The following is a 26,641-nucleotide window of genomic DNA, read 5'->3' as shown; positions in this document are numbered from 1 at the left end:
CACGGAACCATCGCGGCACCCTCCTCGGTGAGTGGAGGATGAGTGCGTATCCGCCGAGAACAGGTGGTTGAATACACACCATGTTCACCATGCGTGCACTGGTCGAGGCGCGGGAGTTGCGTCTGGTGGTCCTGGTACCCGGGCCACCCGGCGCGTTGGACGCCGACGTCGACTGGGTCCACAACACCGAACTCTCCGACCCCTCGCCGTATGTCGGACCCGGCGAGTTGGTGATGACCAACGGTCTGTGGAGCCAGGGCACCCCCGCAGTCGACTTCGTGGCCAACCTGGTCCGCGCGCGGGCGGCGGGCGTCGTGTTCGGCCTGCGCGACTCGGTCCGGCGGACCCCGCCCGATCTCGTCGACGCCTGTCGAGCCGCCGATCTGCCGCTGCTGGAGCTGGCCGTCGAAGTACCCTTCACCGCGTTGTCCCACGCCGCCGCCGCGGCCTACGCGCGCCGGCGACAGGGCACGCTGGAGGCCTCGGTCCGCCGGGCCGACGCGCTGACGGACGTCATCTCCGGCGGCGGGGGAACCGCCGGCGCGTTGCGGGTGATCCGCCGGGAACTCGACCTGCCACTCGCCGTGGTGGACCGCGCGGGGCGAGCCCTGGCCCAGGTCGGCGTGCGATTGGCGGAGCACGAACGCACGACCGTCGCCGTCGCGCTCACCCGACGCCCGCCGCCGCTGGAGGTGCCCATCGGTTCCGAACGCGGCGCCACCCTCTTCCCGATCGGCGGCTTCGGCGCGCCCGCGGCGGCGCTCGTCTGTTTCCGCCCGCCCGCGCACCTCGGCGAGTTCGAACAGGGCGCGCTCCAGCAGGCCGCACACTTCCTGAGCCTGGAGATCGCCCGCAGGCGGGCCGAGCAGGCCATCGAGAACCGGTTCGCGGGCGAACTCGTCGACATGATCCTGTCCGGCATGGGCGCCCCACACGAACTGACCCACCGCCTCGAGGCCTTCGGCGTCGACGCCCGCGCTCCGCTGGCGGTGTGCGCGCTGGCTCGGCGCGGCACCGACGGAGACCAGCAGGACCTCGCCGACGCGGCCGCGGAGGCCTTCGCCTCCGACGGCGTGCCCGCCGTACTCGCCCCGGGCAGCCGCGACATCGTCGGAATCCTGGTGTGGCGCACGCCCGAGACCGAATTGGGCGCCTGGTTCGACCGATTCGCCGCGCGTTTGGAGGAGGCCGGTTCCGGTCCGGTGATCCTCGGCTTCTCCAGCGTCGCGGCCGGCAGTTCCCAACTGCGCACCTCGCTCGTCGAGGCGCGCCAGGCCTGCCGAATCCTGATGCGTCAACCGTCCGGCCCCCGCGTCGCCTCCTTCGCCGAACTCCCCTCCTACGCGGCCCTGCTGGGCCGGCTCGACGCGCCCACCCTGCGCCGGATGGCGGACGGTCTGCTCGGCCCGTTGCGCGAGCAGGACGCCGCGCGCAACACGCACCTGGAGCCGACGCTGCGGGTCTTCCTCGACCAGGACGCGCAGTTCGCCGCCACGGCCGAGATCCTTTTCGTGCACGTCAACACGCTCAGGAAACGGCTGGCCCGCATCCGCGACCTGACCGGCCGCGACCCACTGCTCACCGAGGGCAGGGTCGACCTGTTCCTGGCCCTGCAGGCCGACATGATGACGGGGCCGTGACCACCGGCGATCGCCGGTGGCCTCGTCGACTCGGACCCGACCGCCCCGAGACCCACGCCCGGGCGACCCCACCGACGTCGCGAACGCACCGTGTTCGGGTCGAGCGGCCGTCGGTACCGACCGACGACCGGTGTTCGGAGCCCGACGACGTGTGACGTGTCCGTCCAAGCCGGGACGGGTGTGGGCCGGTCATCGTCGGAGGTGTCGCCGTCCTCTCGCGGAAGGGTTGGGGGTCGAGGTCGTGGCCGAACACATACCGAAGATCGTGGCCGGGTTGGCGGAGCTCACGCACGTCGCCGACGTATGGGCGGAGATCGACGACCGGATCGCCCGGGGGGACGCCGCGTTCGCCGCGGACCTGGGGATCGCGGCCTTCGAGACGTACGGCTCCGAGTCGAACATGTGGCAGTACACCGCCGTCCTCGACCACGTGCTTCGCCGTTTGAGCGCCACCGCGGGTCTCGAGAACGTGGTCCAAACGCTGCGCTTGGTCGCGGCGATCGACCGGGCGACGCTCGATCGGCACGTGGCCTCGTTGTTGGCGTCCGGCCAGGACACGCGGAATCTGACCGTCGCGTTCACGAGCCCGGCGCCGGAGGAGCTTCGGGCCTGCCTGGTCCACGAACTCGTGCTCAGGGGCGTGGACGTCGAGCGTATGCCGGGGATCGCGGAGTGGGCGACGTCGCCGCACTGGCGCGGCCATCCGCTGGGCCGACTGCCCCTGACGCCGTCCGAGATGGAGGCGGGCGCGGACCTTCCCGTCCACGGCGACCACGGCAGGAACCACACGACGCCGTTCGGCCCGCCGGAGGTATCGGCGTCGACCGAAACGGTCGCCGAAGCGCGCGTCCCGCCGGCCCGGGAGACCACCGCTCCGGACACGGCCGCGGCGATGACGCGGGCGGTGGCGAGCTGGGTCGAGGAGTCCAATGGGCGGGTGGAGGCGCGGGTCTTCGAACTCGCCGAGCCGGTGGAGGTCGTGGCGGTCGCGCAGGTGTTGCCCACGCTGGGGTTGGACTGCCTGCGCGGGGCTGGGACGGACACCGCCGTGTCGGTCGCCGCCGGTCCGCCGGCCCGGGCCTGGCGATCGCTCTTCGTCGCGGCGGCCGGGGGAGGGGCGTACACCTTCGGCTCCGGTGGCGCCTACGGCCGCCTGGCGGCCTGGCGGTCCATGGTCGCGCTGGCCGGATGCCCCGAGGGTGCGGCGGTCGACGAGGTCCGGGCGCGGGTGGGGGAGTGCTCCTGGCATGTTTTCGGGGGCGACACCCCGTGGTTCGCGCAGGTTGCCTGGGATCTCGGCGTGATCGCCCTCGGTGCGGACCGACGGCGACTGGCCGTATTGGCCGCGACCGACTCCGACTGAACCTCACGCGGCGCACCTCGAGGTCGCGCGCGGCCGACGCGGACTCGGCGCGTTCTTACTGTCCGCCGCGACGCCGGTGGGTCGATCGTGTCGGGGCATCCGAGCGACGCGGCTCCCGGTGCGCCGCGAGCCGACGACCGCCCGGCGAGATCGGGCGAGGAAGCGAGACGACGAAACCGTGAACGAGCCGGATCCACCGCCCTCGGCGGTACGAGGACATCGGCCGTCCCCGGCGTGCGGCGACCACACGAACCCGCCCGAGGACACGCCTTTACCGGAACACGGCGATGCGCGGTGTCCGCCGTGTGGCACCTCGCGTGCCGCCGCGATCGGTGGGACCCGCCATGACGTCACCCGCCGCGATGCGGCCCGCCTCGACGGAATCGCCCGCACCTGTCGTCGCCTCGGCCGAGGTGTCGCCCCCGAACACGCGCCACCGGTGGGGAGTTCTCCCTGAACTCCACCGCTTCGCTGACCCTGTCCGCGCTCGTTCTGGTCGCCGTCCTGGCCTTCGCCGTCGTGCGCCCGCGCGGGTGGCCGGAGGCCGCCGCCGCGGTGCCGGCCGCCGTGATCGTGGTCGCCTCGGGGGCCGTCCCGCTCGACGACGCCTGGGCCCGGGTGTGCACCCTGTCGCCGGTGATCGCGTTCCTGGCCGCGGTGCTGGTCCTGGCCGAACTGTGCGCCGAAGAGGGGCTGTTCGTCGCCACCGGGCACGCGGTGGCGCGGCTGTGTCGGGCGCGGCCGGGGCGGCTGCTGCCGGGGGTGTTCGTGGTGGCGGCGGTGATCACGGCGGTGCTCAGCCTCGACGCCACGGTCGTCCTGCTGACCCCCGTCGTGTTCGCGACCGCCGCACGGGCGGGTGCGCCGACCCGGCCGCCCGCCTACGCCTGCGCGCACCTGGCCAATTCGGCCTCACTACTGCTGCCCGTGTCCAACTTGACCAACCTGCTCGCGTTCGCCGCGAGCGGGTTGTCCTTCGGCCGGTTCGCCGCGCTGATGGCATTGCCGTGGGTGGCGGCGATCGTGATCGAATACGCGGTCTTCCGTTGGTACTTCCGGACCGACCTCGCGGCGCCCCCCGCGCCGACCGTGGAGCCGCCGCGGCCCGAGGTCCCGTTGTTCGCGCTGCTCGTCCTGGCCTCCACCCTGGCCGGGTTCGTGGTGACCTCGTTCGTCGGCGCCGATCCGGTGTGGGCCGCGCTTGCGGGTGCGGTCGTCCTCGCCGCGCGGGCCCTGTACCGCCGCACGGCGAGCGTGCGCGGACTGCTGACGGCGGCCGATCCGCTGTTCTGCCTCTTCGTCGCGGCGCTCGGCGTGGTGGTGACGTCGGTGGTCGACAACGGCCTGGGCGGGGCACTGGGGCGGATACTGCCGGCCGATTCGTCCTGGCCCGCGCTGTTGGCAACCGCCACGATCGCCGCGGTCCTGGCCAACCTGATCAACAACCTGCCCGCCGTCCTGGCCCTGCTGCCGGTTGCCGCCTCCGGACCCGGCCCGGGTCCCGTGCTCGCCGTCCTGATCGGCGTCAACCTGGGCCCGAACCTGACCTATGTCGGCTCGCTGGCCACCCTCCTGTGGCGCAGGGTGCTGCACGACCACGGCACGAACGTGCGCCTCGGCGACTTCACCCGCCTCGGCCTGCTGACCGTTCCCACCACGCTGCTCGCCGCCACCACCGCACTGTGGCTGGTGCTTCCCTGAGGCCGTGTACCCACCGCGCCCGTCGATCGGTGCCCCACGCCGTGCGGCCACGAACGCGAGGCGGGCCGCCGTGAGGGCCTTCAACCAGCCGGCACACACCCGAGGAGGCCACCGTCGACGACGAGGTCCTGACCGGTGATGTACGAGGCGTCGTCGGAGGCGAGGAACGCGACTGCGGCGGCGACCTCGTCGGGACGGCCGAGCGTGCCCAGGGGCACCTCGCGGGCGTTGCGGGCACGTTCGGCGGGTTCGGGGTTGGCCTCGCGGTAGATCTCCGTGTCGATGTAGCCGGGACTGACCGAGTTGACCGTGATCGCGCGCGGCGCGAGTTCGGCCCCGAGGGTACGGGCGAGGTTGTGTACGGCGGCCTTGCTCGCGGAGTAGATCGACGCGATCGACAGACCGCGGTGCAGTGTCCAGGAGGCGTTGAGGACCACCGAGCCCCCGTCGCGCAGCAGCGGAAGGGCCTTGTGGACGGTGAAGAAGACGCCCTTGAAGTTGACTTCCACGGTGTGGTCGAAGTCGGTCTCGACGAGTTCCACGCTCGGCTTGAAGACGCCGACGCCGGCGTTGGCGAAGACCACGTCCAACCCCCCACGCCACGCCCGGATCCGGTGCATCAGGTGGTCCAGGTCGGCGGACACGGAGACGTCGGCGGCAAGGGCCAGGACACGTTCGCCCGCGTCCAACCGCACGGACGCCGCCGCCAGCCTCGCCGCGTCCCGGCCGGTGATGACGACGTGGGCTCCCTCGTCGAGGAATCGTCGTGCGGCGGCGAGTCCGATGCCGCTGCCGCCGCCGGTGATCAGGACGGTCTTGTCGGTGAATCGCTTCGTGGCCCGATCGTCGCCGTCGGCGGGGCCCGCCGACCGGGGCCGGTCGATCATGGGTCCGTCACCACCACCCTCGGCCGTGCGGTGGATTCCGTCCGCCTCGGGCGGGGCGTCGCCAGGTCGATCGGGTCGTGGCAGGCCCGTGAGGTGGGCGAGGCGCCACTCGTCCGTCCACTCGGTCGGGCGAAACGTCGTCGGATCCAGTTTCACCACGGTGCGCAGCCCCGAGGCCAGCAGCGTCCCGTCGGGCTTGCGGCAGGTGAATCCGTAGCGGATGCTCGTGCGCCCGAGGTGTTCGAGGCACAGTTCGACCTCCATCGTCCCCTCGCCGACGAACGGCGCGCGGAAGTCCGCCTCGACGCGGCGCACGGCATGGAATTTGTCCGGATTCACGGCGAGGTCGTCGGCCCAGTGGAAGCCCCGGCTCTCGTAGAACGCGGCGACCGCGCGCTCGACGTGTACGTGATAGCGGGCGTTGTGCAGGATCCCCATCGGGTCCAGTTCGTCGAAGTGCACACGAGCCCCGTACCGGAACGGCTCGGTCGGTCGCGGCTGCGGAGACGGCTCCATCATGTCCATAAGATTAGCACGATCGTTCGTACAAAAAATGAATCGGTGGGATCGGGACCGCGTGACTTCGTCGGCGAACGCGGCGCGGCGCGTGCGGATTCGCCGCGAACAGCAGCCGGTCCAGTCGCTCGCGCGTGGGCGGGTCCGCCGGGGTGTGGACGATCACGTGGGTCTCCGGGGTGACGGCGGTCAACCTGGTCGCGACGAGATTCAGCGACCCCACCTCGGCGTTGCGGATTCTCCGGATCCGCCGCTGCGGGGAGGCCACCTCACGACGACCCCACATGCGCGCGAACTCGGCACTCCCGCGCATCAGTTCGTCGACGAACCGGGTCCACTCCGGCTCACCCACGTGTCGACCGAAGGCGGTCTGCAACTCCGCGACCAGGTGGGTCGCCTCGTCGTCGCGATCGACGAACAGGTCGCAGGAATCCGTCGCCTCGAACAGCGCCGTCACGACATTGCGCCGGTCGCGGGGCCTGGCGACCATCATCGGAAAGACCCTGTCGTACGCCGCGTTCGAGGCCAGTACGTCGAAGCGGGCGTTGTACACCGCCGCCGGGAGAGCGCGGAGATGGTCGAGGATCTCGCCGAATTCCGGGGGAAGTTCGACACTCTGCGCACGGACTTCGCGCTCGATCCCGGACAGGCGGTACAGGTGGGTTCGCTCCGCCGGATCCAGTCCCAGCGTGCGCGCGATCGCGTCCAACACCTGGGCGCTCGCGTTGATCGCACGCCCCTGTTCCAGCCAGGTGTACCAGGTCAATCCCACACCCGCGAGCAGGGCCACCTCCTCGCGACGCAGCCCCGGGGTGCGTCGCCTCGGGCCCGGGGTCAGGCCCACCTCGCCGGGGGTACGTCGTTCGCGCCGGCTGCGCAGGAAGGCGCCCAACTCGGTGTGCCGGCTCGACGATCCGGCCGAGCGGGATCGGCGCGCGGACCCGCCCACCGCTCCGTGGGGGCTCACCCCGTCGTCGCCGGCCATCGCGGCGAACGGCCGAGGTACAGCAGGATCCGGTCGAGCGCCCGCGTACGATCCCAGCCGTCCAGGCTCGGCGCGAACGCGGCGCCCGGGCGCAGGCGGTGGTCGGTGTCGGGGACGGCCAGCGCGATCGGCAGCCCCGCCGTGACCAGATCGGCCTCGGGTTCGAACGGCACGCCGAGCGCGCGGGCGACGTCCCAGCCGTGCACGAGGTAGTCGATGAAGTGGAAGCCGATCGCCTCGACCGCCGGGAAGCCGCGGTCCACGCCGAACTCGGGCAGGTCGAATTCCACCTCCTCGCCCGCCACTTCCGCGAAAGCGGCGATCAGCGCGTCGGCCGACTCCCGGTAGGTGGCGGCCGGGTCGGTTCCGAGCGGCGCGATCGCCCAGTGCGTCCGGTCGCCGCCGTCCCCGGCCGCGGCCTTCCCGAAGCCCCGATGTTGCGCGGTCATGTGTCCGAGCAAATCCGCCAGTGTCCATCCCGCGCACGGCGTGGGTCGATCGAGGTCCGTGGACGCGGCCTGCCCGACCAGCTCGACGCTGTAGCGCACGGCGCGTGCGTCGAGCTCGCGGATCCGCTCCAGTTTCGTATGCATGAGCTTATGATAAGCAGCCGCATATGATTAGGCAACGGCATACCCGCCGACCCCCACCCACCCGCCGCCCTCCGAGACAGCCCTCTCCCGGCTACACCGCCCCCCGCGGGACATGTCAGGCGAGGCGCCAGTGCCGCAGTCGGGCGGTCGTGCCGCCCGGTGGACGGCTGGTGGTGGTCCATGTGCCGTCTCCGGTGGCGGCGAGCCAGTACCACTCCTGGTCGGCAACGGGGTATGCCACGCGGGCGATGAGCTGCAGGTTGTCGGCGTCCAGGAGTTCATGGGTGATGGGTTCCCGGGTTGCTGCCAGGACCAGGTTCCGGTCGAGGAAGAACGCTTCGTCGTAACTGTCGTGGTCCGTTGCCACCTCGTCCTCGTCGCCCTCGTCCTGCGGGTATTCGGCATCCGGTCGTCGGAGTGGGTTCATGTAGAGAGAGCCACTCGCATTCCCGAGCCACGTGGTGCGGTCCGGGTGAACATCGAGGGGACGGCCGACCCCGTCGGAGTCCTCGCCCTCATCCCAGAGGCCGCACCAGCCGTCCACGTCATGACCGTCGAACCCGGACGCGCCGTAGTACTGGCCGTCCGGAAATATGAGCCATTGATCCTGAGAATGTGAAAACTCTGATTTCGTGACGGTCAGGTCGGGCAGGGAGACCGTCCATCGCGCGCTTTCATATCCGGCGTCTTCGACCTCGGTGTCGTTGTCGGCCATCCCAGGGAACACGTGGAGTTCGTCACGGGTGGGGTGGAAGAACGCACAGACCACAACAGGGTCCCCGTCCACGTTGATCAGAGCCGGGTGGTCGGCTTCCCAGACAGTGTCGCCACCGGGCCCGACGCAGGTGGTGTGGCGCGTGTCGGAGAAAACCGCCCAGCGTCCGCTGGGATGGACGTCCCAGGAGTACCTGGTACCGCGGAAGCGGACGGGGATCGGGAAGCGCCGGCGGACACGCAGATCCGCGTCGAACAGCAGGATCCGGTACGAGGGTCCGTAGGCGGCCCAGCCACCCCTCACCCTCCGTACCTCGGCTCCGACAGGCTCGTCGGACTCGTGGATCAACTCGGCCTGCCTGAGCGGGATGTCCGTCATGGCGCACAGGCTAGGTGCCGGGCCGGACACGACCCCGTCCGCGCAGACACCGCACAGCGAGGACCCTTTCGCCGACTCCGAAACGTCCGGGCAGACGACCTGACGGCCGAACGAACACGGAACTCCACTCCAGCCGCGGATCCCGACGTCGCGAGTTCGTAGCCGATGCGACGCGCGGGCATGGGTACTCGGTCACCGGTGCTCAGAAGCGCAGGCCGACGGAACCCACACCCGGCCGACGGGGGCCGGGAGCCGGGATCACCACGCGGGCCGCCGTCGGCCGACCCTTCGCGGGCCGCAGCCGTACGGTGTCGCAGTCCGCCACCGGTACGCGCGCGGCGGACACCCGGAATCCGCTTACGCACAGGGCCTGGATCTCGGCCCCCGCGCCCAGGGGCGCGGTCGGTTCGAACGTGGTCGAGACCCGACCGCCGGGTTCCAACCGAAACCGGTCCACGAACAGCGGATCCGCGCCGCCCCCGCGCACCGACCTGCCGGGCGCCACGTGCAGGTGGACCAGCGCGGCGTCCACCGCCCGCGCGTCGGCGACGGCCTCGGCCACCACGACACACCACTCGGAGCGTGAGATCGTCCGGGCGTCGATCTCGGGCCCGGGTTCCCCGTGGGACCGCCGAACGGCCCGGCCACACACGCGACAACCCACCGTCGTCCCATCCCCGTTCCCGAGGTCGGCGCCACCGTGGACCACACGCTCACCCATCGACGCGCACCGATCACCATGCTCCGAGGCGTCGTCCCGCGCCGGGTGATCGCCGCCGGTCGGACCCAGCGCCTCCCACACGTGATCGAACCACCCCGCGGACTCCACCAGGGTGGTCAACGCCTCGGCCCAGGCCGACGCGTGACCGGCCACCCCGTCCGGACAGGGCACGATGGTGGCCTTCGGGGGCGCCGCGCGCAGGGCCGCGCGGATGGTGGTCAGCGCACGGCCTCCGTGTGCCTCCAGGCGCCGCACCGCATCCCCACTCGGCCCCACCGCCGCCCCGTTGTCGAGGCGAGCCCGCAGATGGCGGTGGATCCGCCCCACCGTCGCGATGTTCTCCAGCCAGGATTCGACGCTGGTGCCCGCCGAGGCCCAGCCGGTGGACTCGCCGCCGAGTCCGTCGTGATGACGCGTGACCGTCATGTGCTCTTCCCCCGGGAAACGCGGCTCGGACGATGTCGCCCGGCCGAAAACGTACGGCGCGAACGGCCGGACGACGTCGACGGAATCCGCCGCCGCATTCGAGTTCACCGCCCTGCGCGGCGCTCCGGAAGGCCGACCGCCCCCCATACGGCCATGCTGCGCAACCGGTCGGGCGCTGCCAACCGTGGGCAGAATGCGAGATGTTGCGGGTGGGCCACACACATTCGAGGGCTGAGCCGCGCCGCGAACGGCGTTCGGGTGCCCGAGGGGGCGTCCCACCCGGACGCGGTCACGAGCGCCGGGGCACGTCCCGTCCGTGCCCGCGTCGATTCAGGAGGGGATCTTCGCCGTCACCACGGCCATCAGGCGCTTCGCCCGGGCGCACGGCTCCTCCGAGGCGTGCGTGCCGTCGCTGACCGCGAGCGTGACCGTCCCGCCTCGCCACGACGTCGACACCCCGCACGTGTCCGGGGCGCTCGCGTCCGGAGGATTCACCTCGACCCGGCGCCCGGACGTGGTGTAGGAACTCGGCAGCGGATTGGGTGCCCCCGAGCGAAAGGCGATCCGCACGATGACGGCGGAGGAGTTGCGCATGACCTCGGCGAGTCTGTCGGCGCCCTGTGTGGCCATCCGGAGATCTCCCGCCGGGCCCGGCGGGAAGTCGCCGCGCTTCGCCTCGGGGGGAGGGGTGTAGCCCGCGTTGAACTGCATGCTCGACCACTTGCACACCCGATCCCATCCGTCGAGCCGATCGGGCCGGGGGATCGCGTCGGAGCCGCGCAGGCGAAGGTCGGCACCGGTCAACAGGGCGCAGGGATCGGGGGAGTCGGCGGGGCTCGCGCCCGTGGCCGTGGGTGTCGATTCCGGCGACGGCGCGCGCGATGCCATCGAGGGTTGCGCGGCGGCCGACGAGGGCGCGTCGCCGGGCGTGGGCGCGTTCGACGCCCCCGCCCACGAATGCCCCGCGTCGTCGCAGGCCGCGCACGCCAGGACCACCGCGCCCACCACGAGAGCCGCGCGCACGTGCGGGCGGCGCCGAACGACGGTCGTCATGCCCACCCCCGAGAGGAAGTCCGCCTCGCCCGAGACGACTTCGCACCGCCCCGGCCGCGTGAGGCCCCGGAATAGGGAATCCTGTCCCGATCCCGACCTCCGGCGCACGGAGAAACCCGACCCACGACCGACGCGCGGAGCGGTGCGGACGGCTGTGCCTACGTACCCGGCTTGTTGCCGAAGACGACGACCTTGTCACCGGTGCGGAGCGTGTCCCAGTAGGCCTTGGCGTCCTGTGGGCGCATGTTGACGCAGCCGTGCGAGCCGGGTGCGGACCACATCGGGCCGTCGATGGCGTGGAAGGCGATGTCCCCGTCGAAGAACTGGCTGTGGGGCATGGGCACGTGGTAGATCGAGGACACGTGGTCCCGGTGGCGCCAGAAGATCCGGAACCGGCCGGGCCTGGTCTCGAAGCCGTCGCGCCCGGTGCGCACGGCCACCGGCGCCCGCACCACGTCCTGGCCGTTTTGGATCCAACTGATCTGCGCGGTCAAGTCCACGCACGCGACGCGGCCGACGTTCGTGGGGCACAGCCCCGCCGCGTTGGGGTTGCGGGCGGCCGCGTTCTGCCGCGCCACCGACTCCGCGACGCTCGCGGTGATCGGACCCGCGTAGCCGACGGCGGGCGTGATCGACTGCGCGACCTGGAAGGCGCGGATCGCCCGACAATCGGCCGCCGAGGAAACCCCGTCGACCTTCAGCCCCAGCGCCGCCTCCACCCGCCGCTGATGTGTGCCCGTCCCCGTCCCGCACGACGCCGCCGCCTGTGCCGGCGCCGCGACGACCGCGCCCAGCGGCACGAGCAGACCGGCGATCACCGCCGACAGAGCGATCCGACGTGTCGGGTTTCTCCACCCACGCATGTTCGTTCCCCGTTCCGTCCTCGTGTGGTGAGACATCTCGCAGCACTCGCCCGACCCACCGGAGCCGCACGGGACCCCGCCGAGTCGACGGCGACACCACTCAAGGGCAGTCGAGCCGGACGCGGCCAGTAACTTCGCGACACGGATCGTAGCCACGGCCGGCGGTGCGGGTCGCCGGGGAGGCGGCGCCCGGCAGGGTGCGTCGACCTCCAGGGCCGCACACCCACCCGGCGCTGACGCCGCCGCAGGCAGCGTGCCGCCGAGGTCAGCGCCGCCCACCACGACGACGCGGGCCACTCGCGGGCCCGGCGACAGCCCCCACCCCGGCCGATGTCGCCCGCCGCGAAGGTCGTTCGCGCACGACACGGGGCCGCGAGGCGGCGGCGCGTACCCACGGGTTTGCCCGAGCCGACGGGGAGTGGGCCGTGATCGACGCCCGGACCGCGTCCGCGTGCGGCCCCTGCCACCACGGCAGCGGCTCGACCAGCACCGGGCGCCGCCCACTCATCAGCACCAGCGCCCGCCCGCGCGGCATCGACACCAGGTCGGCGACATCCAAGACCGGCTCGGACCGAGACGAACGCCCGACCGAATCGGGCCACCACGCCGACGAACGCCGCGTGGTGCTCGTGGTGCGCGGCTCGAACACACCCGTGGCGGCGGACAGTTCGCCCAGGAAGCGAGTATCCGATACGCCACCGCCGTAGACCCGGACGTTGGCCGCGCCCCACAACTTGGCCATCCCGACCTCGCCCCACACGGCGGCGCCCTGCGACCAGGACTGCAGGATCGTCATCATCAGGATGCCCCGCGAGCCGTAGTGGCTGTACATCGTGGGGAGTTCCTGCCACGGGCAGACGTTCGCGGCCTCGTCCAACACGAACACCGTCGGCACGGCCAACCGGCCACCCGGACTCTCGATCGCCGCACCCTCGCTCGCGTAGGCGATCGCCGTGGTCAGCGCCAACACCAGCGGCGCCGCCATCTTGTTCGTCTCCTCGGACAGCAGATAGATCGTGCCGCCGACCACGGAGGCGAACCGCGCGTGGGAGAACTCGCGCCGCGCGGGATCGCCACCCGGCGTCACCCACCGCGTGACCTCCGGCGCGGACAGGAACGACGCCATCTGCAACGCCGTCCCGTACACCCCGGCCCGCTGTCGCCCGGGTGCCGTCAGCACCCCCTCCACCGCGTCGGCCGCCGACGCGTGCCCCCCGCGACGCAGGATCCGAGCCGGTGTGTCGTCGTTCGCCCGGGTGAGCCAGGTGTACACGTCGGTGATGGGCCGCCCGTCGACGGAGGCGGCGAGCATCAGATGACCGAACAGATCCTGCCCGGCGGGCTCGAAATACCCGTCACTGCGCGTGTGCGAGGCACGATTGACGCTCGCGAAGATCGACGCCAACGTGATGGCCTTGACCACGTTGTCCCCGATGAACGTCAGCGGATTCCACCACCACGTCGCCGGCTCGCCCGCCTGGGCCTGCGGATCGAACACCCACACCGGGCCCCGACGCGCACGCACACCACGCGTCGCGTCCAGGATGTCCCGCTTGTTCGAGGTCACCACCACGGTGCCCGGCGCCGACACCACGGCCGGGATCGCACGCGTGACGGTCTTGCCGGTACGCGGCCCCCAGATGTCCACGTGCATGTCCTCCCACGAACCCCACAGGTCCCGACCGCCGCGCACGGTCCGTCCCACCCGCAACCCGGGCCCCGCCCCGCGACGCACCCCCATTCGGCGCGCCGCCGCCCGAGCGCCGCGCGTGGTCGTCGCCCGCAACTCCCACCGGGAGGCCAGGTATCGCACGGCCCGGTCGATCCGGTGCACCTTCCGCCGTCGCACCTCACGTCCGATGGCGAACCCGCACGCGGCCACCACTGCCGCCGGCACCGCCGCGGCGACGGTCGCCCATACACCCGGCCAGGAGTACTCGCCGACGACCCACGCGACGACGAACGTCGCCGGAGGCGGCGGCGATTGCGCCCCGTGCAAGCGTGCTCCGACGTCGGCCGCCAGCCACAGCCAGACGCAGACCAGGACGGCGCCGCCCACCAGGACGACGAGGGAAACGACAGGATTGTGCATGGAGGGGCCTCGGCCCCGATGGGTGGCGCTCACCGCGTGTCCGCTTTCGATCGACCGAATACCGGCAGGGTTCGATCGCGCAGATCCACCGACTATTCGCCGACGACGTTCCCGTCACCACACCGCGGGCGGGGCCTCACTCCCGTGCCGACCCACACACGGGGACAAGGCCGCCGAACCCGACACCACACACGCGGCGAACACGAACGCCGCCGCCCTTTCGGCGGAAGCTACGCGTACCCGCCGCGACAACGGGTCCCCGGCGGAACCGCGCGGTGACACAGGCGATGACGGCACCACACACCACGCCGACCGAGCCGACCGATCGAGCCGGCCGGCGAACACGACAACGCCGGGCGCGACCCACCGCCGACCCTGTCCATGTCCGCCGACCTCCGAGACGAGTGCGATTGCCCGGCGCTCGGATCACCCCACGAAGGTCGACGATCGAACGAGCGCTCCCCCGATCCTAGACACCAACCGCCGACTTCACGCCACACGACCCACGACGACACACCCGCCGGCGGGGCAACCGGCTTGACATACCCGCCCGTCACTGGTTGTGTCCCTCGGCGTGAACGGTCACACGATCTTGTTCCGACGCACCCACGTGGACCTCGTCCGGCACGCGGGCTGCCTGTGTAGCGGCCGGCGCTGACCTCGCCTCCAGCCCTTTCCCAGCGCGCTCTTCGCCGTTCCCCCCGGCCGTAGCCGTCGAAGCGATCGAGGGCGTCGAGGGGTGGCCTTCGTCACCCTCCGCCGTTCGTCGCCCCGAGGGCCGGCTGCCGCATGCCCGATCATCCCCACCCGACCGAGCGTCGAACTCCCGACGCCCGGTGCCGGGTCGACCCCTCCCGCGTCCGTAGGCGGGTCGACGCCGCAGGTCCGATCGGTACATGACGGGGTCCACCGCGAAGTGCCGCCGCACCGATCCGAGGACCCTTCATGCCCACACCTGCCACCGCGTTCGGCCACCCCGTCGTCCCCGGCCCTCGAACGTCGTCCGGCACGAGCGCCGAGCCCGCGAGCGCCGACACCGCGACCACGCCGGACCCGACCACCCGCGCCGAACGGCCGACGGACCCGCTCCTGGGCTACGCGGTCGAGACGGCGGCCGATCCCACACTCCTCGACCGACTGCCCCTGGACGCCACCCGACGCACCTGGATCCGCCTGTCCGCACCGGCCGGATGCGACGCCTGGCTCATCGGCTGGCCCCCCGACACCCGCACCGGGTGGCACGACCACGGCGGCTCACGCGGCGCGTTCCACGTCCTGCGCGGCGAACTCGTCGAATCCACCGTCCGCGTGAACACCCTCCCCACCCGAATCCGGGAACGAGTCCCGATGGCCCCGCACCAACCCCCGCCCCTGCGCCTCACGACCGGCCGAGGCCGCTCCTTCGGCCCCTCCCACGTCCACGACGTCCACAACGATTCCCCCACGACCCACGCCGTCTCCCTCCACCTCTACAGCCCCGCGCTGCCCCTGATGCGCCGCTACGCGATCACCGACGGCGACTTCCTCCTGCAAACGATCGAACACGCCGAGGACTGGTGACTTTGTCCCCGACCACGACCGCCGCCGGATTCGCGCCCGTGTCACGGCAGTTGCTCGACGCGAGGTCGGTCACGGGCAGCTCGGGAAGGGAGCACGCCGGCCGCCCGAGCGCGGACGACGTCAGCGCTCGGGCGGCCCGGCCGTCACCGCGTCCGCGGTGTCCACGAGTTCGGCGAGGGAGCCGGGAAAGTCGGGAAACAGCCGTGCCGCACACGCACCGGTTCCGTCGGGCGGTCGTCGTGCTCGGCTGCGGGACGCGTGCCAGGCGATCGGCCACCACCGCACCGCCCGTCCCGACCAGGAACGCGGCGACGGCAGTCGGAGTCGAGGCGTGTGCCAACCTGCCGCGCAGGTACGTCAACCCGTCGAAGCGGCGAGCGTCTCCCGGGCCGTATTGAGCCCTCCTTCCCTCCACCGTGCCGGATCCGCGCGATCGCCAGGAGTTTCCCGACCCCGTCGGGCGCATCCTGCGCTACGAGGAGCGTTTTCGCGCGGACGGCCTGCTCGCGCCGGACCAGGTCGTGACTTCGGTGGCGGCGTTCGACTTCGCCCGCGCGGTGACCATGGCCCGATGGGCGGTGGGAGCCGGCTACTGCACGGTGGCGCAGGCGGTCCCGACCATCGTCGAGGCCGGTCGTCTGTGCCGCGCGGTCTACGCCTCCTGGGAGGCGTTCTCGGCCGGTTACACGCTGGGGCGCGTGTTGTGGTTCGACGCCGACACCTACGGACGGTGGTACCTGGAAACCCTCGCCACCCACCACGTCCTCACCAGAGGACGACACAGCCCGTGGACGACGCTGCCGTGGACACAGCCGTGACGGACCGCCGACGGCAACCGACCACCGCAGGCGCTCCCACACGACTCTCCTGTCCGATCGAGCCCGGCCCCGCGGTGGCCCCGCGACATCGGTGCTCAGCGAGATTGCGCGGCGAGGCGGTCCCGGAATATCGCCGGACCAGCCCACGGCGACACCTCGTAGCCGAAATCGCGCGCTGTTTGCCAGTCGAGACGCACGTTCGAACATCGTGGTCCGGGCGGACGCGGATCGCCTTGGCGACCTGGGGTCACTCGTCGCCTTCGTACGGGTTGTAGACGAAGCGCCTGCTCTCCAGGTCCAGGCTCACGGGCAGGGCTATGGAGGTGAGGAGTTCGCCGGCGCGGTTGGTGGCCCGCCAGAGCCGGAAGTCGAGAAAGCGCAGGTAGCTCCGCAGCGTCGATTCGTCCGCACCTCGCCACGGGGCGAGCCACGGGTCGTCCCAGTCGACGTTCGCGCAGTCCGCGCCGATGGCCGACAGGGCCTCCACGTATCGAGCGGTGTCCGATTCCTCGTATGGGCCCTCGTGCGGATGGTGCGGACAATAGTCGAACTCCGGATCCGCCTCGGCGAACCGCTCGACGAACGTACGCAACGGCCCCAGGCCGGGCCCGTCGACGATGGTCCCGAGGTAGTGCGGATACGAATCCTGCACGTCGTCGAGCACGATCCCAGCGATCAACACCCCGTCGAAGTACACCAACACTTCCGCGTCCCGCAGCACCGATTGCCCCCTCATTGCGAACACCACCGTTCCATGCGAACCGCCGTCCCACGCGATCTCGTTCCTGTCCGCCCCGTCACGTCGTCCTCCCATGTGCCGGCGCGTCCGGACGAGGCGCCGCCGACAACGTGGCGACATGGCAACCGGGTTGGTTGGCCGAACCTCGTGGGCGTTCGGACCCATGCCACCATCCCTGTCGTGGTCAGGCTCGGGCCTGTCGTGTCCGTACAAGCCGACGCCGCCCCCGCAGGGCTAGCTTGCCCGGTGCCCGACCGGCCGCCAAGTCGTCGGTCGTCGCTCGGAGTTGCTTCTCGGGGGAGTGTGTTTCACGTGTCGGTGCTGCGATCGGCGATGGCCGGTGTGTGTGTCCTGGTCACCCTTGCCGGGGTGACTTCGTGTTCGTTCATGAAGGATCTCGGCTCGAAGTCCGACGCGGGCAAGCCCGCCGAGGCGGTCACGTCCACGCCGTCGCGGGTACCGGTGACCGCGAAGACGAGTTACGTGGCGTTGGGGGATTCGTACGCCGCGGGGGTGAAGATCTCGCCGATCGTGGCCGACGCGCCCGCCGGGTGCAGTCGTTCGCAGGTGAACTACGCGCATCTGGTGGCCCAGCGCAAGGGCATCGTCGACTTCGTGGACGTGACGTGCAGCGGGGCCACCACGGTCGACATGGCGGCGCCGCAGAAGGTGGCCGGTTCGCCGCCACCGCAACTGGACGCGCTGCGATCCGACACCGGGCTGGTCACCCTCGGGGTAGGCGGCAACGACTTCGGGTTCACCGAGGTGCTGCGCACCTGCGGGGAGAAGGCGCTGAGCCTGTCGTTGACCCCGTGCAAGGACTTCTACACGGCCGACGGCCGCGACGAACTGGCCCGCCGGATCGAGGAGATCGGACCCCGGATCGCGGGCACCCTCGACGCGATCAAACGACGTGCGCCCAAGGCGCGCGTCCTTGTCGTCAGCTACCCGTCGATCCTGCCCGAGTCCGGGTTCGGCTGCCCCACCCAGGCGCCGTTCGCGCCGGGCGACCTCGGCTACCTGCGCACGTTGGTACCCGGGATCAACGAGGTTCTCGCCGAGCGCGCCCAGGCAGCGGGCGTCGAGTACGTCAACCTTTACACCCCCAGCCTGGGCCACGACGTCTGCCAGTCGGACGACACGAAGTGGGTGGAGGGTGCCCGTCCCGCCGCCGGCGCCGCCCCGGTCCACCCCAACGTCCGCGGGCACCAGAGCGCCGCCGAGACGATACTTGCCCACCTGGGCTGATCGCCCGGGCGCGCCGCCGAAGCGCGAGGTGGCCCACCATCGGTGGGGCCTCGTCCGGCCTACGCTCGGGCACCCGTCAGCAGGGGGAGCATCCCCGCGGCGCGGGTGTGGCGGAGTTCGTGGACGAGGGCCCGGACGGCGGTGGAGGCGGCGAGTTCGGGGGTGGTGACGTAGCCGACCGAACGGGTCGGGCGGGTGGGCCCCAGGTCGGTGATCCGCACGGTGGATGGTGCTCCGGTGAGGGAGAGCGCGGGCATGATCGCCATGCCGAGGCCGCCGGCGACCATGGCCAGGACGGCCCCGTCGTCGTCCGCCTCGATCGTCGCCCTCGGGATCCAGTCCTGCGTCGCCCACCACTCGCGGGTGTACGAGGAACAGTTCTCGATCCAGTCGACCAGCGGCAGGGACCGGGACGCACGATGTCCGGCGGGGCGCACCAAAGCATAGGGCTCCTCCAAGAGGATGCCGGTGACCAGTCCCGGTGGCGTCGGGGTCGCGGTGCCCAGGGTGGCGATGCCCACGTCCGCGCGCCCGGCGGCCACCTCGCCGGCGGTGCCGGGGCCGACTTCGCGCACGATCCGCACGTGCGGTTCGATGCCCGGTCGGCGGGCGGTGAGACGTTCCAGCACGGGCGGCAGCAGGTGCAGGGCGGCGCTGCGAAACGCGGCGATGTGCAACGGTCCGCCGGCGGTGTGCTCGTCGGTGCCGGTGCCCCGGCCCGCCGCACGGGCGTCGACGAGCAGGACGTCCAGCATGCGCAGTACGCGTCGGGCGTGGGCAGCGGCCGTCGTTCCCGCCGGGGTGGGTCGGGCGCCGGTTCGGGCACGGGCGAACAGGACGGTGCCGACCTTGCGTTCGATGCCGCGCACGGCGTGGGAGACGGCCGATTGTGTGGTGCCGAGGACCTCGGCGGCGGCCGAGAAGCCGCCCGACTCGGCGGCGGCGACCAGGATCCGGAGCTCCTGGGGGGACAGGTCGGAGGGGGTGGTCATCGGGGCTCCCACCTGCTGCCATGAGGGCGTCTCATGGATACGGGCTCGTCATGAGCGCAACCCCCTGCCCGGCCCGGGCATTCCTGCCTACGGTCTCGTGCCATGAACGCGCTCCTGCCGAACGCCACGGCGGTCACCGTGCACCAGATCGCCCGCCCCGACGGCTTTCCCACCGCCGCACACTTCCGCTTCGTCGAGACGCCGCCGCCCGAACCGGTGCGGGGCACGGCGCTGGTGGAGAACCTGTACTGGTCGGTGGACCCGTACCACCGCGAGATGATGGACGGCGCGTTCGCCCTGAACGCCCCACTGGAAGGCCGTACGCTCGGCCGGGTCGTCGCCTCGCGCGATCCGGCGCTGCCCGAGGGGGCCGTGGTCTTCCACCGCCGGGGCTGGCGTACGCACGCGGTGGTCGCCCCCGACGAGACACAGGTGCTCCCGGACCTGCCGGGCGTACCCCTGTCCGCGCACCTGGGCCTGCTCGGCGGGACGGGACTGACCGCCTACGTCGCCCTCACCCGTATCGCGCCACTGCGCGGCGGCGAGAGCCTGTTCGTGTCCGGTGCGGCGGGCGGCGTCGGCACCGCCGTCGGCCGGTTCGCGCGCCTGATGGGCGTCGGGCTGTTGGTGGGCAGCACGGGATCGGCGGCCAAGGCGGCGTACCTGACCGAACGGGTCGGCTACGACGCGGCCTTCGACTACCGGCGGGGCGCGGTCGCGGACCTGCTCGCGCGGGCCGCCCCGGACGGGATCGACATGTTCGTCGACAACGTCGGCGGCGACCACCTCGAAGCCGCGGTCGGCGCCCTGCGCGACCGGGGCCGCATCGTCCGGGTCGGCACGATCAGCCAGTACAACCGCCCGGACACCCCGCCCGTGCGCTTCGACCACGCGGACTTCGTGGAGAAGAGCCTGCGCATGGAGGGATTCCTGGTCCGCGACCACACGGACGCCCGCGAGGAGCTGTACGCGTTCGCGGCGCCGCGCCTGGCCGACAGGAGCCTGGTGTCGGACGAGACGATCGTCGTGGGCTTCGAACGGATCGTGGCGGCGTTCGAGTCCATGCTGCGCGGCGGCAACGTCGGGAAGATGATCGTCGAGGCGGCGACGGCGTAGGCGAGCGAGGCGATCGCCGAGTCGTGGTGTGCGTGCCCGGCTTTCCCGGATTGCAATATGCAGGTAATCACCTGCATAATCGAGGGGTGAGTTTGGAAGCACACACGATGGACTCGGTGTTCAAAGCGCTGGCCGACCCCACCCGCCGACTCCTGCTCGACCGTCTGCACGCGCACAACGGTCGGACGCTGCGCGAGTTGTGCGAGCACCTGGCGATGGCCCGCCAATCGGCGACCCAGCACCTGGACATCCTCGAGCGGGCCAACCTCGTCACCGTCGTACGACGCGGGCGGGAGCGGCTGCACTACCTCAATCCGGCACCGATCCACGAGATCGAGGAACGCTGGATCTCCGGATTCGACCGACCCCGTCTAGAGACGATCGACGCCATCAAGAAGCAGGCGGAGGAATACGCCATGACCGACACCCCCACCCCCGAGGTCGTACCGAACTACGTCTACGTCACCTACATCAAAGCCGGCGCCGAGCAGGTGTGGCGGGCGCTGACCGACGCGGACCTGACGGCGCGCTACTGGGGACACGCCAACGTCTCCGACTGGCAACCCGGCTCCACCTGGGAGCATCGCCGCGTCGACGGCTCGGGCGCCGTCGACGTCGTCGGCCGTGTGATCGCCACCGAACCGCCCACGCGCCTGGTCGTCACCTTCGAGGACAACCCCGACGCCGCGCGGGAGCCGTCCGTCGTCACCTTCCTCGTCGAGCCGCACGAGGACATCGTGCGCCTGACCGTGACCCACGAGAACCTGCCCAACGCCGAGATGCTCGGCGGTATCTCGCAGGGCTGGCCGGCCGTACTCGCCAACCTCAAATCGCTCCTGGAGACGGGAGAGGTACTCCCGCAGGCCCCATGGGAGATGTCCTTCGCCCGCGGCTGAACCCGACCACGATCGGGTCGGATCCTCGCTGTGTCGTCGAGGCCGTCGCCTTTGTCCTTGCCGCCTCGGGCGCACAGACGAAAACGTGGTGCCGGTGCATGATTCGAGCGATCGACGAGACACGATCCGAGACGCCCTGGCGGCGGGCTCGGCCCCGTTCGCCGTACGCGGCGGGCGAACGGGGGTCGTGATGGCGCACGGGTTCGCCGGGACCCCGATCAATCTGCGGCCGTGGGCGGAGCACCTGGCGAGCGCGGGGCACTCCGTGGAACTGCCGTTGTTGCGAGGACACGGGACGCGATGGGAGGACCTGGAGGCCACACGCTGGTCGGACTGGTACCAGGGTGTGGAAGCGGCGTTCGCCGACCTGCGTGGGCGATGCGATCGGGTCTTCGTGTGCGGATTCTCGATGGGCGGTGCGCTCGCCCTCCATCTCGCGGCCACCCATCCCGACGCCGTGACGGGCGTGGTGCTCGTCAACCCTTCGGTGGGAACCCGCAGTTTGGGCCCCAGGCTGTTGAACCGCGTGCCGGCGATCGCCCGGATCAAACGAACCAGCCACGGCATCGGCGGCGACGTCAAGAAGCCGGGCGCCCGGACCACCGGATACGACAAGGTGCCGGTGCGCGCCGCGTACCAGCTGACACGACTGTGGCGCACCGTCCGCGATGAACTGCCCCGCGTCGTCGCGCCGACGCTGCTGTACCGCAGCCGAGTCGACCACGTCGTCGACGGACGCTCCGCCGAACTCATCCGTGCGGGATTGCGCAACGCCGAACTTCGGGAACACGTCCTGGACGACAGCTTCCACATCGCCACGATCGACCACGACGCCGAGGAGATATTCGCCGGCAGTCTGGAATGGATGCGCACATACGGCGACACCACTCACCCGGGGGCGGCCTGAAAGGCGCCCGCGGGCGAGCGCCCACGTGTGGCATGGCGAATGTTCGCGGCGCGCTCGTGGCCATGCTCGCTCGCGAGTTCGGCGAGGGGGTCGATACCGAGGACCCCGTTCTGCACGACGGTCGCCTCGTCGGGCACTTCGCGCTCCGCGCGGTCGAGTGGCTGCTGGACACCGGCGGGTTCGGTGCCGACGACGCCCGCTACACACGGCTGTGGGAGCGGCTGGGGGCGCGTGCCACCCTCGATACGCTCGCGAGCGCGCACCGGCGGCACGAGCGGGCCTGGCTGTCGGATGCCGACGTGGTCTGGCCGCTGCCGCCAGGCACGTACGTCGAGTTGATCCAGGAGGCGCTCGGCAGCGACCTTGCGAACCTGCCGATGGCGATCGAGCCGCCTCCGCCGGGCCGGGCCGCGGTCCGGTTCGCGGCGCCGTTCGACGAGAACATCGCCCGGTCCATCGCGGCGCGGACCGACTTCGAAGGCCACCTCGATCCACGCTCCTGGGTGATCCAGCGGTGCATCGGTCACGATCCACGCGCGCCCGACCCCACGGACACCCTGGACCGCTTCGTCGCCCACTGGTCGTATCGGCGCAGCGTCCTCAGCCCCTGGGTGGAGGTGAATCGGAGCGATGCCGTGGACCACCTGGTCAGGCTGCAACGCACCTCACTGCTGTACACGAGGCCACCGGGGCGGCGTCCGAGCGCGGACGTCGCGCGCGCCCGAGTGGAACTGTTCCTGGCCTGCTTCGGCGACGACACCCGGTTCTTCACCAACGGCCCCTGGTACGGGAGCCGGCGATCCGAGGCCGATCGCGACTTCCGCAGCCCCGACTTCGGCATCACCGACGCGACGGTGGACAGCGGGGTGGTGATGATCGACGCACGGGTGGCCGGACTCTGGTGGCACGCCGAGCAGGTCTGAACGCGCTCGCGGGCGGCGCCGGCGGGCCGCCGGACGCTCAAGGGCCGTAGATCGCCCGACGCAACGAGGCGACCTCTCGCACGAGTCGGTCCATCGAGGCGACCTTTTGCTTGACGCCCACGGCGAGGAAGTGCGTGTCGTCGGCCCAGGCGCACAATCCCGTCGCGTCGGCGTTCCAGCACCGGAAGGCGCCATCGGGCAGCGGAGAGGTCACTCGTACCTCCCCCTCGACACCCGAGATCTCCTCGAGGTAGACCCGGGGCACGCTCTTTCCGGGGCCGGCGATCGTGATGAAGGCGAACCGATCGGCGACTCGGGCGTCGGTGCCGTAGACGGCCGTACGCATGCCGGAGAGGTCGGGGTCGTGCGCCGTGTTCTCCCGGCCCACGAAGCGCGCGACGTCGCCGTCCGGGTCCTGCGGCAGTTTCGGGAGGCCGAAGAGCACGGCCGGAAGCTCGGGTTGCTCGCGTCCGGACGGGGCCGAGGTGGGCGCGGCGGGACGCGAGGCGGCGGGTTCGGGACCCGCTGTGGGAGTATCCCCGGGCACCCAGGAGGCGGTCTCGCCACCGCGGGCGGCGTCCTGGTCGGGGAGCGCGAATTCGCCACCACCGGAATCGCCGCACCCCGTCGCGCCGACGCCGAGCAGCAGCACGACCGCGCCCACGGCGACGGGGCGCAGGCGGCGCGCGACGCGGCGAGGGGACGCGGAGGCGGAGGCTCGGGGACGCATCGGCGGATCCGATCGGGACGGAGGCGGCGGGAGGACGGCAAGCTCCTCCAGCGTGCCGGGGCACTTCGTGGGCGGACTTGGACAAAGGCGTCCGCGTGCTCGTGCGGGTCCGCCCGTGCGGGTCGATCGCCGACGCGATCCGGCTTCGCGGTTCGGGTTTCCCGGTGTCGAGGACACGATCGTCGGGATGCCGCGGCGAGTGTGACCCGCCCGCCGACGGGCGGGCGGGTCACACTCGGACTACGACCGGTGGGGCACCAGAATGTCTGCCTTCGGAGTGGGTGGGGGTGCGATGTTCTTCAGGAACTTGGAGTCAGGGCGCTTGGGCTCGGGTGGCGGCGGCGGTGGCATCCACGGCTGACGGTCCGGCGCGCGCCAAACTTTGGTGGCGGGGGTGGATACGGGAGGAGCGGGTGGCTGTGCCGGCTTCGGAACCGCCTTGGGCTTCACGGTCGGCGTCCGGGGACGCTGAGTCGTCGTGACCGAGCCGGAGCCGGAGCCGCCCAATCGCCCAACCTTCGTGGAGCAGAGGGGGACACCCGGCACGCGTTTCCCGTTCCCGCCGACCGTGATGTGTGTGGCCGGAAACCAGCCCCAGCCGTTGTTGGAGTAGGGCTTGTCGGCCATCGTGAGCAGCCAGTAGTTGTTCGTTGCCGACCCGACTCTCGGGTTCGGAACCGTCGACCACGCCTGACAGACGAACCAGCTGCGCCCCTTGTTCAGGTGGCCCGTGGCGACGAGTCCTCCGCCGGCACCCCGGGTGTCGATCACCTCGCCGTCCTGGTAGGCGATGCAGTACGACGTTTCCACGGGTCCACTCGCTCCGGAGTCCCTGGTCTTCCCCGATCGCACGCAACTGGAAGTGTTGTCGTCGGTGGTGACCGCGGTGGCGCTGCCGGGAAGCAGCAGAGCCGCCGCCAGACCTCCCAGGACGGCCCCAACGGCCGTCATGGGTCTGCGAGTTCGCATCACATGAGTCTCTCTCGTGAGGTATGCGCACCGACTGTGAGTGCGCAGTCGATGCAACCGCCGCGCGGAGGGCTTGAATTGGAGAATGGCGACAGCATGGTCGATCGATCACGACGCGTGCGGTTCGGACGGTGCGCATCCGAACAACCCGGATCCGGCGACGCCGTTCGCCGGAGCAACGTCGGATCGGCGTCCGTCGGGGCAGGGAGCCACCGGCCCGGCAGGCCCCGGATTCCACCCGGCCGCCGGTACCCGCATCCCGTCGACCGGCGGTCGAGCCCCCCGCAGCCCCTGTCCTGCCCCGGCCGGTGGCCTACCCGGCCGGGCCCGGTTCGGGCCGGGCGTTGACCCGGACCGGCTCGACACCCTCGGCGCTGTGGCGGGCGGCCCAGTTCTCCAGGGATGTCCGGCACGCGTGGTCGAGGTGACGCAGGCCGGACATGTGCACCTCGATGGGCCGGTCCTGCGGCAGGGCTTCCAGCGCGTCGAGGATCTTCGGCAGTCGCAGGAACGTGGCGTTGCCGGTCAGGTGGGCCTGGATCGGCCCGGCGCCCTTGTCGATCACGTCCACGCGCACGTGGGAGGTGTCCCAGGCGGTCTTGACCACGGCCAGGGCCAACCCGATGAGAACGCCCTCGAACATGCTCACCGCGACGATGGCGACGGCGGTGACCACCAGGATCAGAGCCTCGCCGCGGTGTCCACGCCACAGTTGCCTCAACGCCGCGAGGGGGATGAGCTTGCAGCCCGCGTGTACCAGGACGCCGGCGAGTGCCGCGAGCGGGATGACGCCGAGGGCCGCCGGCAGCAGGGCCGCGAACAGGAGCAGCCACACGCCGTGCAACACGCGCGACGCCTTGGTTTTGGCGCCGGCCTGGACGTTGGCGGCGCTGCGGACGATGACCGCCGTCATCGGCAGCGCGCCGAGTACGCCGCACAGCGTGTTGCCCGCGCCCTGGGCCATCAACTCCTTGTCGTAGTCGGTGCGTTGCCCGTCGTGTAGTCGGTCCACCGCGGCCGCGCTGAAGAGGCTCTCTGCCGAGGCGATGAGGGTGAACGCGAGGACGGTGCCGATGAGACCGACGCCCGCGAGCTCTCCGAAGTCCGCCACGTCCGGTGGCTGGACGGCTCCCTGCAGGCCCTGCACCTCGATTTTCGCGACGGGCGGTCGGAGGAGCATCGAGGCGGAGGTGGCCAGAGCGACGGCGGCGAGCGGGGCGGGGACGATCCGTGCGGGGGCGGGGAGTCTCCTCCACAGGACGAGCACCGCGATCGTCCCCGCCCCCAACGCGAACGCGGCTTGCGCGGAGCCGGAACGGGCCGTGTCGAAGAGCATGTCGGGCAACCCGGTGATCTTCTCCAGTCCCCCGGAGGGGGCTTTCGTGTCGGCCATGGAGTAGAGCTGACCGGCGATCAGGACCAGCCCGATCCCGGCGAGCATGCCTTCGACGACGGCCACGGAGATGGCCCTGAACCATCGGCCCAGGCGCAGGGCGCCCATGAGCAGTTGGAGCAGCCCGGCGGTGAGGACGATGACGCCGAGGAGGGGCAGGCCGTACTCCTGTACGGCCTCGTAGACGAGAACGGTGAGCCCGGCGGCCGGGCCGGACACCTGGAGGCTGCTGCCCGGCAGCAGACCGGTGAGCAGGCCGCCGACGATGCCGGTGACCAGCCCGAGTTCGGCCGGTACGCCGGATGCGACGGCGACGCCCACGCACAGGGGCAGGGCGACGAGGAAGACGACGAGGGACGCGGTGAAGTCGTGCCGCAGATCGGAGGTTTCCACGTTCCCGCGGCCGCGGAGCAGGGT

23 protein-coding genes are annotated in these 26,641 nt (G+C 71.4%); 10 read left to right on the top strand and 13 right to left on the bottom strand.

What is annotated here, in order from left to right:
- Positions 1-80: 80 nt before the first annotated feature.
- The 3 genes from EMA17_RS22540 to EMA17_RS22530 all read left to right on the top strand — a co-directional run bounded on the left by EMA17_RS22540 (position 81) and on the right by EMA17_RS22530 (position 4,704).
- Positions 81-1,640: a PucR family transcriptional regulator gene (locus tag EMA17_RS22540; RefSeq protein ID WP_126638920.1), complete on the top strand. Its 1,560-nt coding sequence runs from the start codon at positions 81-83 to the stop codon at positions 1,638-1,640.
- Between the two features lie 241 nt (positions 1,641-1,881).
- Positions 1,882-3,003, top strand: a complete 1,122-nt coding sequence (locus EMA17_RS22535; RefSeq protein ID WP_126638919.1) for a DUF6183 family protein — start codon at positions 1,882-1,884, stop codon at positions 3,001-3,003.
- A gap of 453 nt (positions 3,004-3,456) precedes the next feature.
- The gene (locus tag EMA17_RS22530) at positions 3,457-4,704 is read left to right on the top strand and encodes an SLC13 family permease (protein WP_126638918.1); all 1,248 of its coding nucleotides are present in this window, start codon (positions 3,457-3,459) and stop codon (positions 4,702-4,704) included.
- An 80-nt stretch (positions 4,705-4,784) separates the two neighbouring features.
- On the opposite strand, the gene EMA17_RS55775 is transcribed toward EMA17_RS22530, so the two are convergent.
- The 8 genes from EMA17_RS55775 to EMA17_RS22490 form a co-directional block, all read right to left on the bottom strand.
- Positions 4,785-6,110: an SDR family oxidoreductase gene (locus tag EMA17_RS55775; protein ID WP_160161505.1), complete on the bottom strand. Its 1,326-nt coding sequence runs from the start codon at positions 6,108-6,110 to the stop codon at positions 4,785-4,787.
- Between the two features lie 10 nt (positions 6,111-6,120).
- Positions 6,121-7,092 (bottom strand): helix-turn-helix transcriptional regulator, encoded by a 972-nt coding sequence (locus EMA17_RS22520; RefSeq protein WP_126638916.1) that lies wholly within the window; start codon positions 7,090-7,092, stop codon positions 6,121-6,123.
- On the bottom strand, positions 7,071-7,685 hold the full coding sequence (locus tag EMA17_RS22515) for a TIGR03086 family metal-binding protein (protein ID WP_126638915.1): 615 nt from the start codon (positions 7,683-7,685) through the stop codon (positions 7,071-7,073). Before EMA17_RS22515 ends, EMA17_RS22520 begins: the two co-directional genes overlap by 22 nt.
- Positions 7,686-7,800: 115 nt before the next feature.
- A complete protein-coding gene (locus tag EMA17_RS22510) occupies positions 7,801-8,778 on the bottom strand; it encodes a hypothetical protein (RefSeq protein WP_126638914.1) in 978 nt (325 codons plus the stop codon).
- A gap of 202 nt (positions 8,779-8,980) precedes the next feature.
- Positions 8,981-9,925 (bottom strand): hypothetical protein, encoded by a 945-nt coding sequence (locus EMA17_RS22505; RefSeq protein WP_126638913.1) that lies wholly within the window; start codon positions 9,923-9,925, stop codon positions 8,981-8,983.
- Positions 9,926-10,255: 330 nt separating this feature from the next.
- Positions 10,256-10,978, bottom strand: coding sequence for a DUF3558 family protein (locus EMA17_RS22500; RefSeq protein ID WP_126638912.1), 723 nt, complete (start codon positions 10,976-10,978; stop codon positions 10,256-10,258).
- A gap of 158 nt (positions 10,979-11,136) precedes the next feature.
- Positions 11,137-11,841 carry a L,D-transpeptidase gene (locus tag EMA17_RS22495; RefSeq protein WP_126638911.1) on the bottom strand — a complete coding sequence of 235 codons (705 nt, stop codon included), beginning with the start codon at positions 11,839-11,841 and terminating at the stop codon, positions 11,137-11,139.
- Positions 11,842-12,106: 265 nt separating this feature from the next.
- Complete coding sequence (locus tag EMA17_RS22490; RefSeq protein WP_126638910.1) at positions 12,107-13,933, bottom strand: type IV secretory system conjugative DNA transfer family protein; 1,827 nt, start codon at positions 13,931-13,933, stop codon at positions 12,107-12,109.
- A 945-nt stretch (positions 13,934-14,878) separates the two neighbouring features.
- Between EMA17_RS22490 and EMA17_RS22485 the strand changes: the two genes are divergently transcribed.
- Together EMA17_RS22485 and EMA17_RS22480 are read left to right on the top strand one after the other, a co-directional pair.
- Positions 14,879-15,493 (top strand): cupin domain-containing protein, encoded by a 615-nt coding sequence (locus tag EMA17_RS22485; protein WP_126638909.1) that lies wholly within the window; start codon positions 14,879-14,881, stop codon positions 15,491-15,493.
- 416 nt (positions 15,494-15,909) lie between these two features.
- Positions 15,910-16,311 carry a DUF1266 domain-containing protein gene (locus EMA17_RS22480; protein ID WP_126638908.1) on the top strand — a complete coding sequence of 134 codons (402 nt, stop codon included), beginning with the start codon at positions 15,910-15,912 and terminating at the stop codon, positions 16,309-16,311.
- 247 nt (positions 16,312-16,558) lie between these two features.
- Here the strand turns inward: EMA17_RS22480 and EMA17_RS22475 are convergent, their stop codons facing one another.
- Entirely contained in the window at positions 16,559-17,047 is a 489-nt protein-coding gene (locus tag EMA17_RS22475) for a hypothetical protein (protein ID WP_126638907.1), read from the bottom strand.
- Positions 17,048-17,362: 315 nt separating this feature from the next.
- On the opposite strand from EMA17_RS22475, the gene EMA17_RS22470 reads away from it, so the two are divergent.
- A complete protein-coding gene (locus EMA17_RS22470; RefSeq protein ID WP_126638906.1) occupies positions 17,363-18,298 on the top strand; it encodes an SGNH/GDSL hydrolase family protein in 936 nt (311 codons plus the stop codon).
- 59 nt (positions 18,299-18,357) lie between these two features.
- On the opposite strand, the gene EMA17_RS22465 is transcribed toward EMA17_RS22470, so the two are convergent.
- Complete coding sequence (locus EMA17_RS22465) at positions 18,358-19,290, bottom strand: LysR family transcriptional regulator (protein ID WP_126638905.1); 933 nt, start codon at positions 19,288-19,290, stop codon at positions 18,358-18,360.
- A 102-nt stretch (positions 19,291-19,392) separates the two neighbouring features.
- On the opposite strand from EMA17_RS22465, the gene EMA17_RS22460 reads away from it, so the two are divergent.
- From EMA17_RS22460 to EMA17_RS22445, 4 genes are all read left to right on the top strand, one after another.
- Positions 19,393-20,406, top strand: coding sequence for an MDR family NADP-dependent oxidoreductase (locus tag EMA17_RS22460; RefSeq protein WP_126638904.1), 1,014 nt, complete (start codon positions 19,393-19,395; stop codon positions 20,404-20,406).
- A gap of 107 nt (positions 20,407-20,513) precedes the next feature.
- Positions 20,514-21,302 carry an ArsR/SmtB family transcription factor gene (locus tag EMA17_RS22455; RefSeq protein WP_126639108.1) on the top strand — a complete coding sequence of 263 codons (789 nt, stop codon included), beginning with the start codon at positions 20,514-20,516 and terminating at the stop codon, positions 21,300-21,302.
- A gap of 94 nt (positions 21,303-21,396) precedes the next feature.
- Complete coding sequence (locus EMA17_RS22450; RefSeq protein ID WP_246126829.1) at positions 21,397-22,209, top strand: alpha/beta hydrolase; 813 nt, start codon at positions 21,397-21,399, stop codon at positions 22,207-22,209.
- A gap of 32 nt (positions 22,210-22,241) precedes the next feature.
- Positions 22,242-23,132, top strand: a complete 891-nt coding sequence (locus EMA17_RS22445) for a hypothetical protein (protein WP_126638903.1) — start codon at positions 22,242-22,244, stop codon at positions 23,130-23,132.
- Between the two features lie 37 nt (positions 23,133-23,169).
- Here EMA17_RS22445 and EMA17_RS22440 read toward each other — a convergent pair whose 3' ends face one another.
- The 3 genes from EMA17_RS22440 to EMA17_RS22430 all read right to left on the bottom strand — a co-directional run bounded on the left by EMA17_RS22440 (position 23,170) and on the right by EMA17_RS22430 (position 26,617).
- Positions 23,170-23,862, bottom strand: coding sequence for a hypothetical protein (locus tag EMA17_RS22440; protein ID WP_126638902.1), 693 nt, complete (start codon positions 23,860-23,862; stop codon positions 23,170-23,172).
- Positions 23,863-24,102: 240 nt separating this feature from the next.
- Entirely contained in the window at positions 24,103-24,672 is a 570-nt protein-coding gene (locus EMA17_RS22435) for a hypothetical protein (RefSeq protein ID WP_126638901.1), read from the bottom strand.
- A 472-nt stretch (positions 24,673-25,144) separates the two neighbouring features.
- Entirely contained in the window at positions 25,145-26,617 is a 1,473-nt protein-coding gene (locus EMA17_RS22430; RefSeq protein WP_246126828.1) for a SulP family inorganic anion transporter, read from the bottom strand.
- Positions 26,618-26,641 lie beyond the last annotated feature (24 nt).

Origin of the sequence: Embleya hyalina, assembly GCF_003967355.1 — a bacterium.
Lineage (GTDB): Bacteria > Actinomycetota > Actinomycetes > Streptomycetales > Streptomycetaceae > Embleya > Embleya hyalina.
Note: the sequence above shows the minus strand (reverse complement) of the source record. Positions and strands in the feature narration are given on the sequence as shown.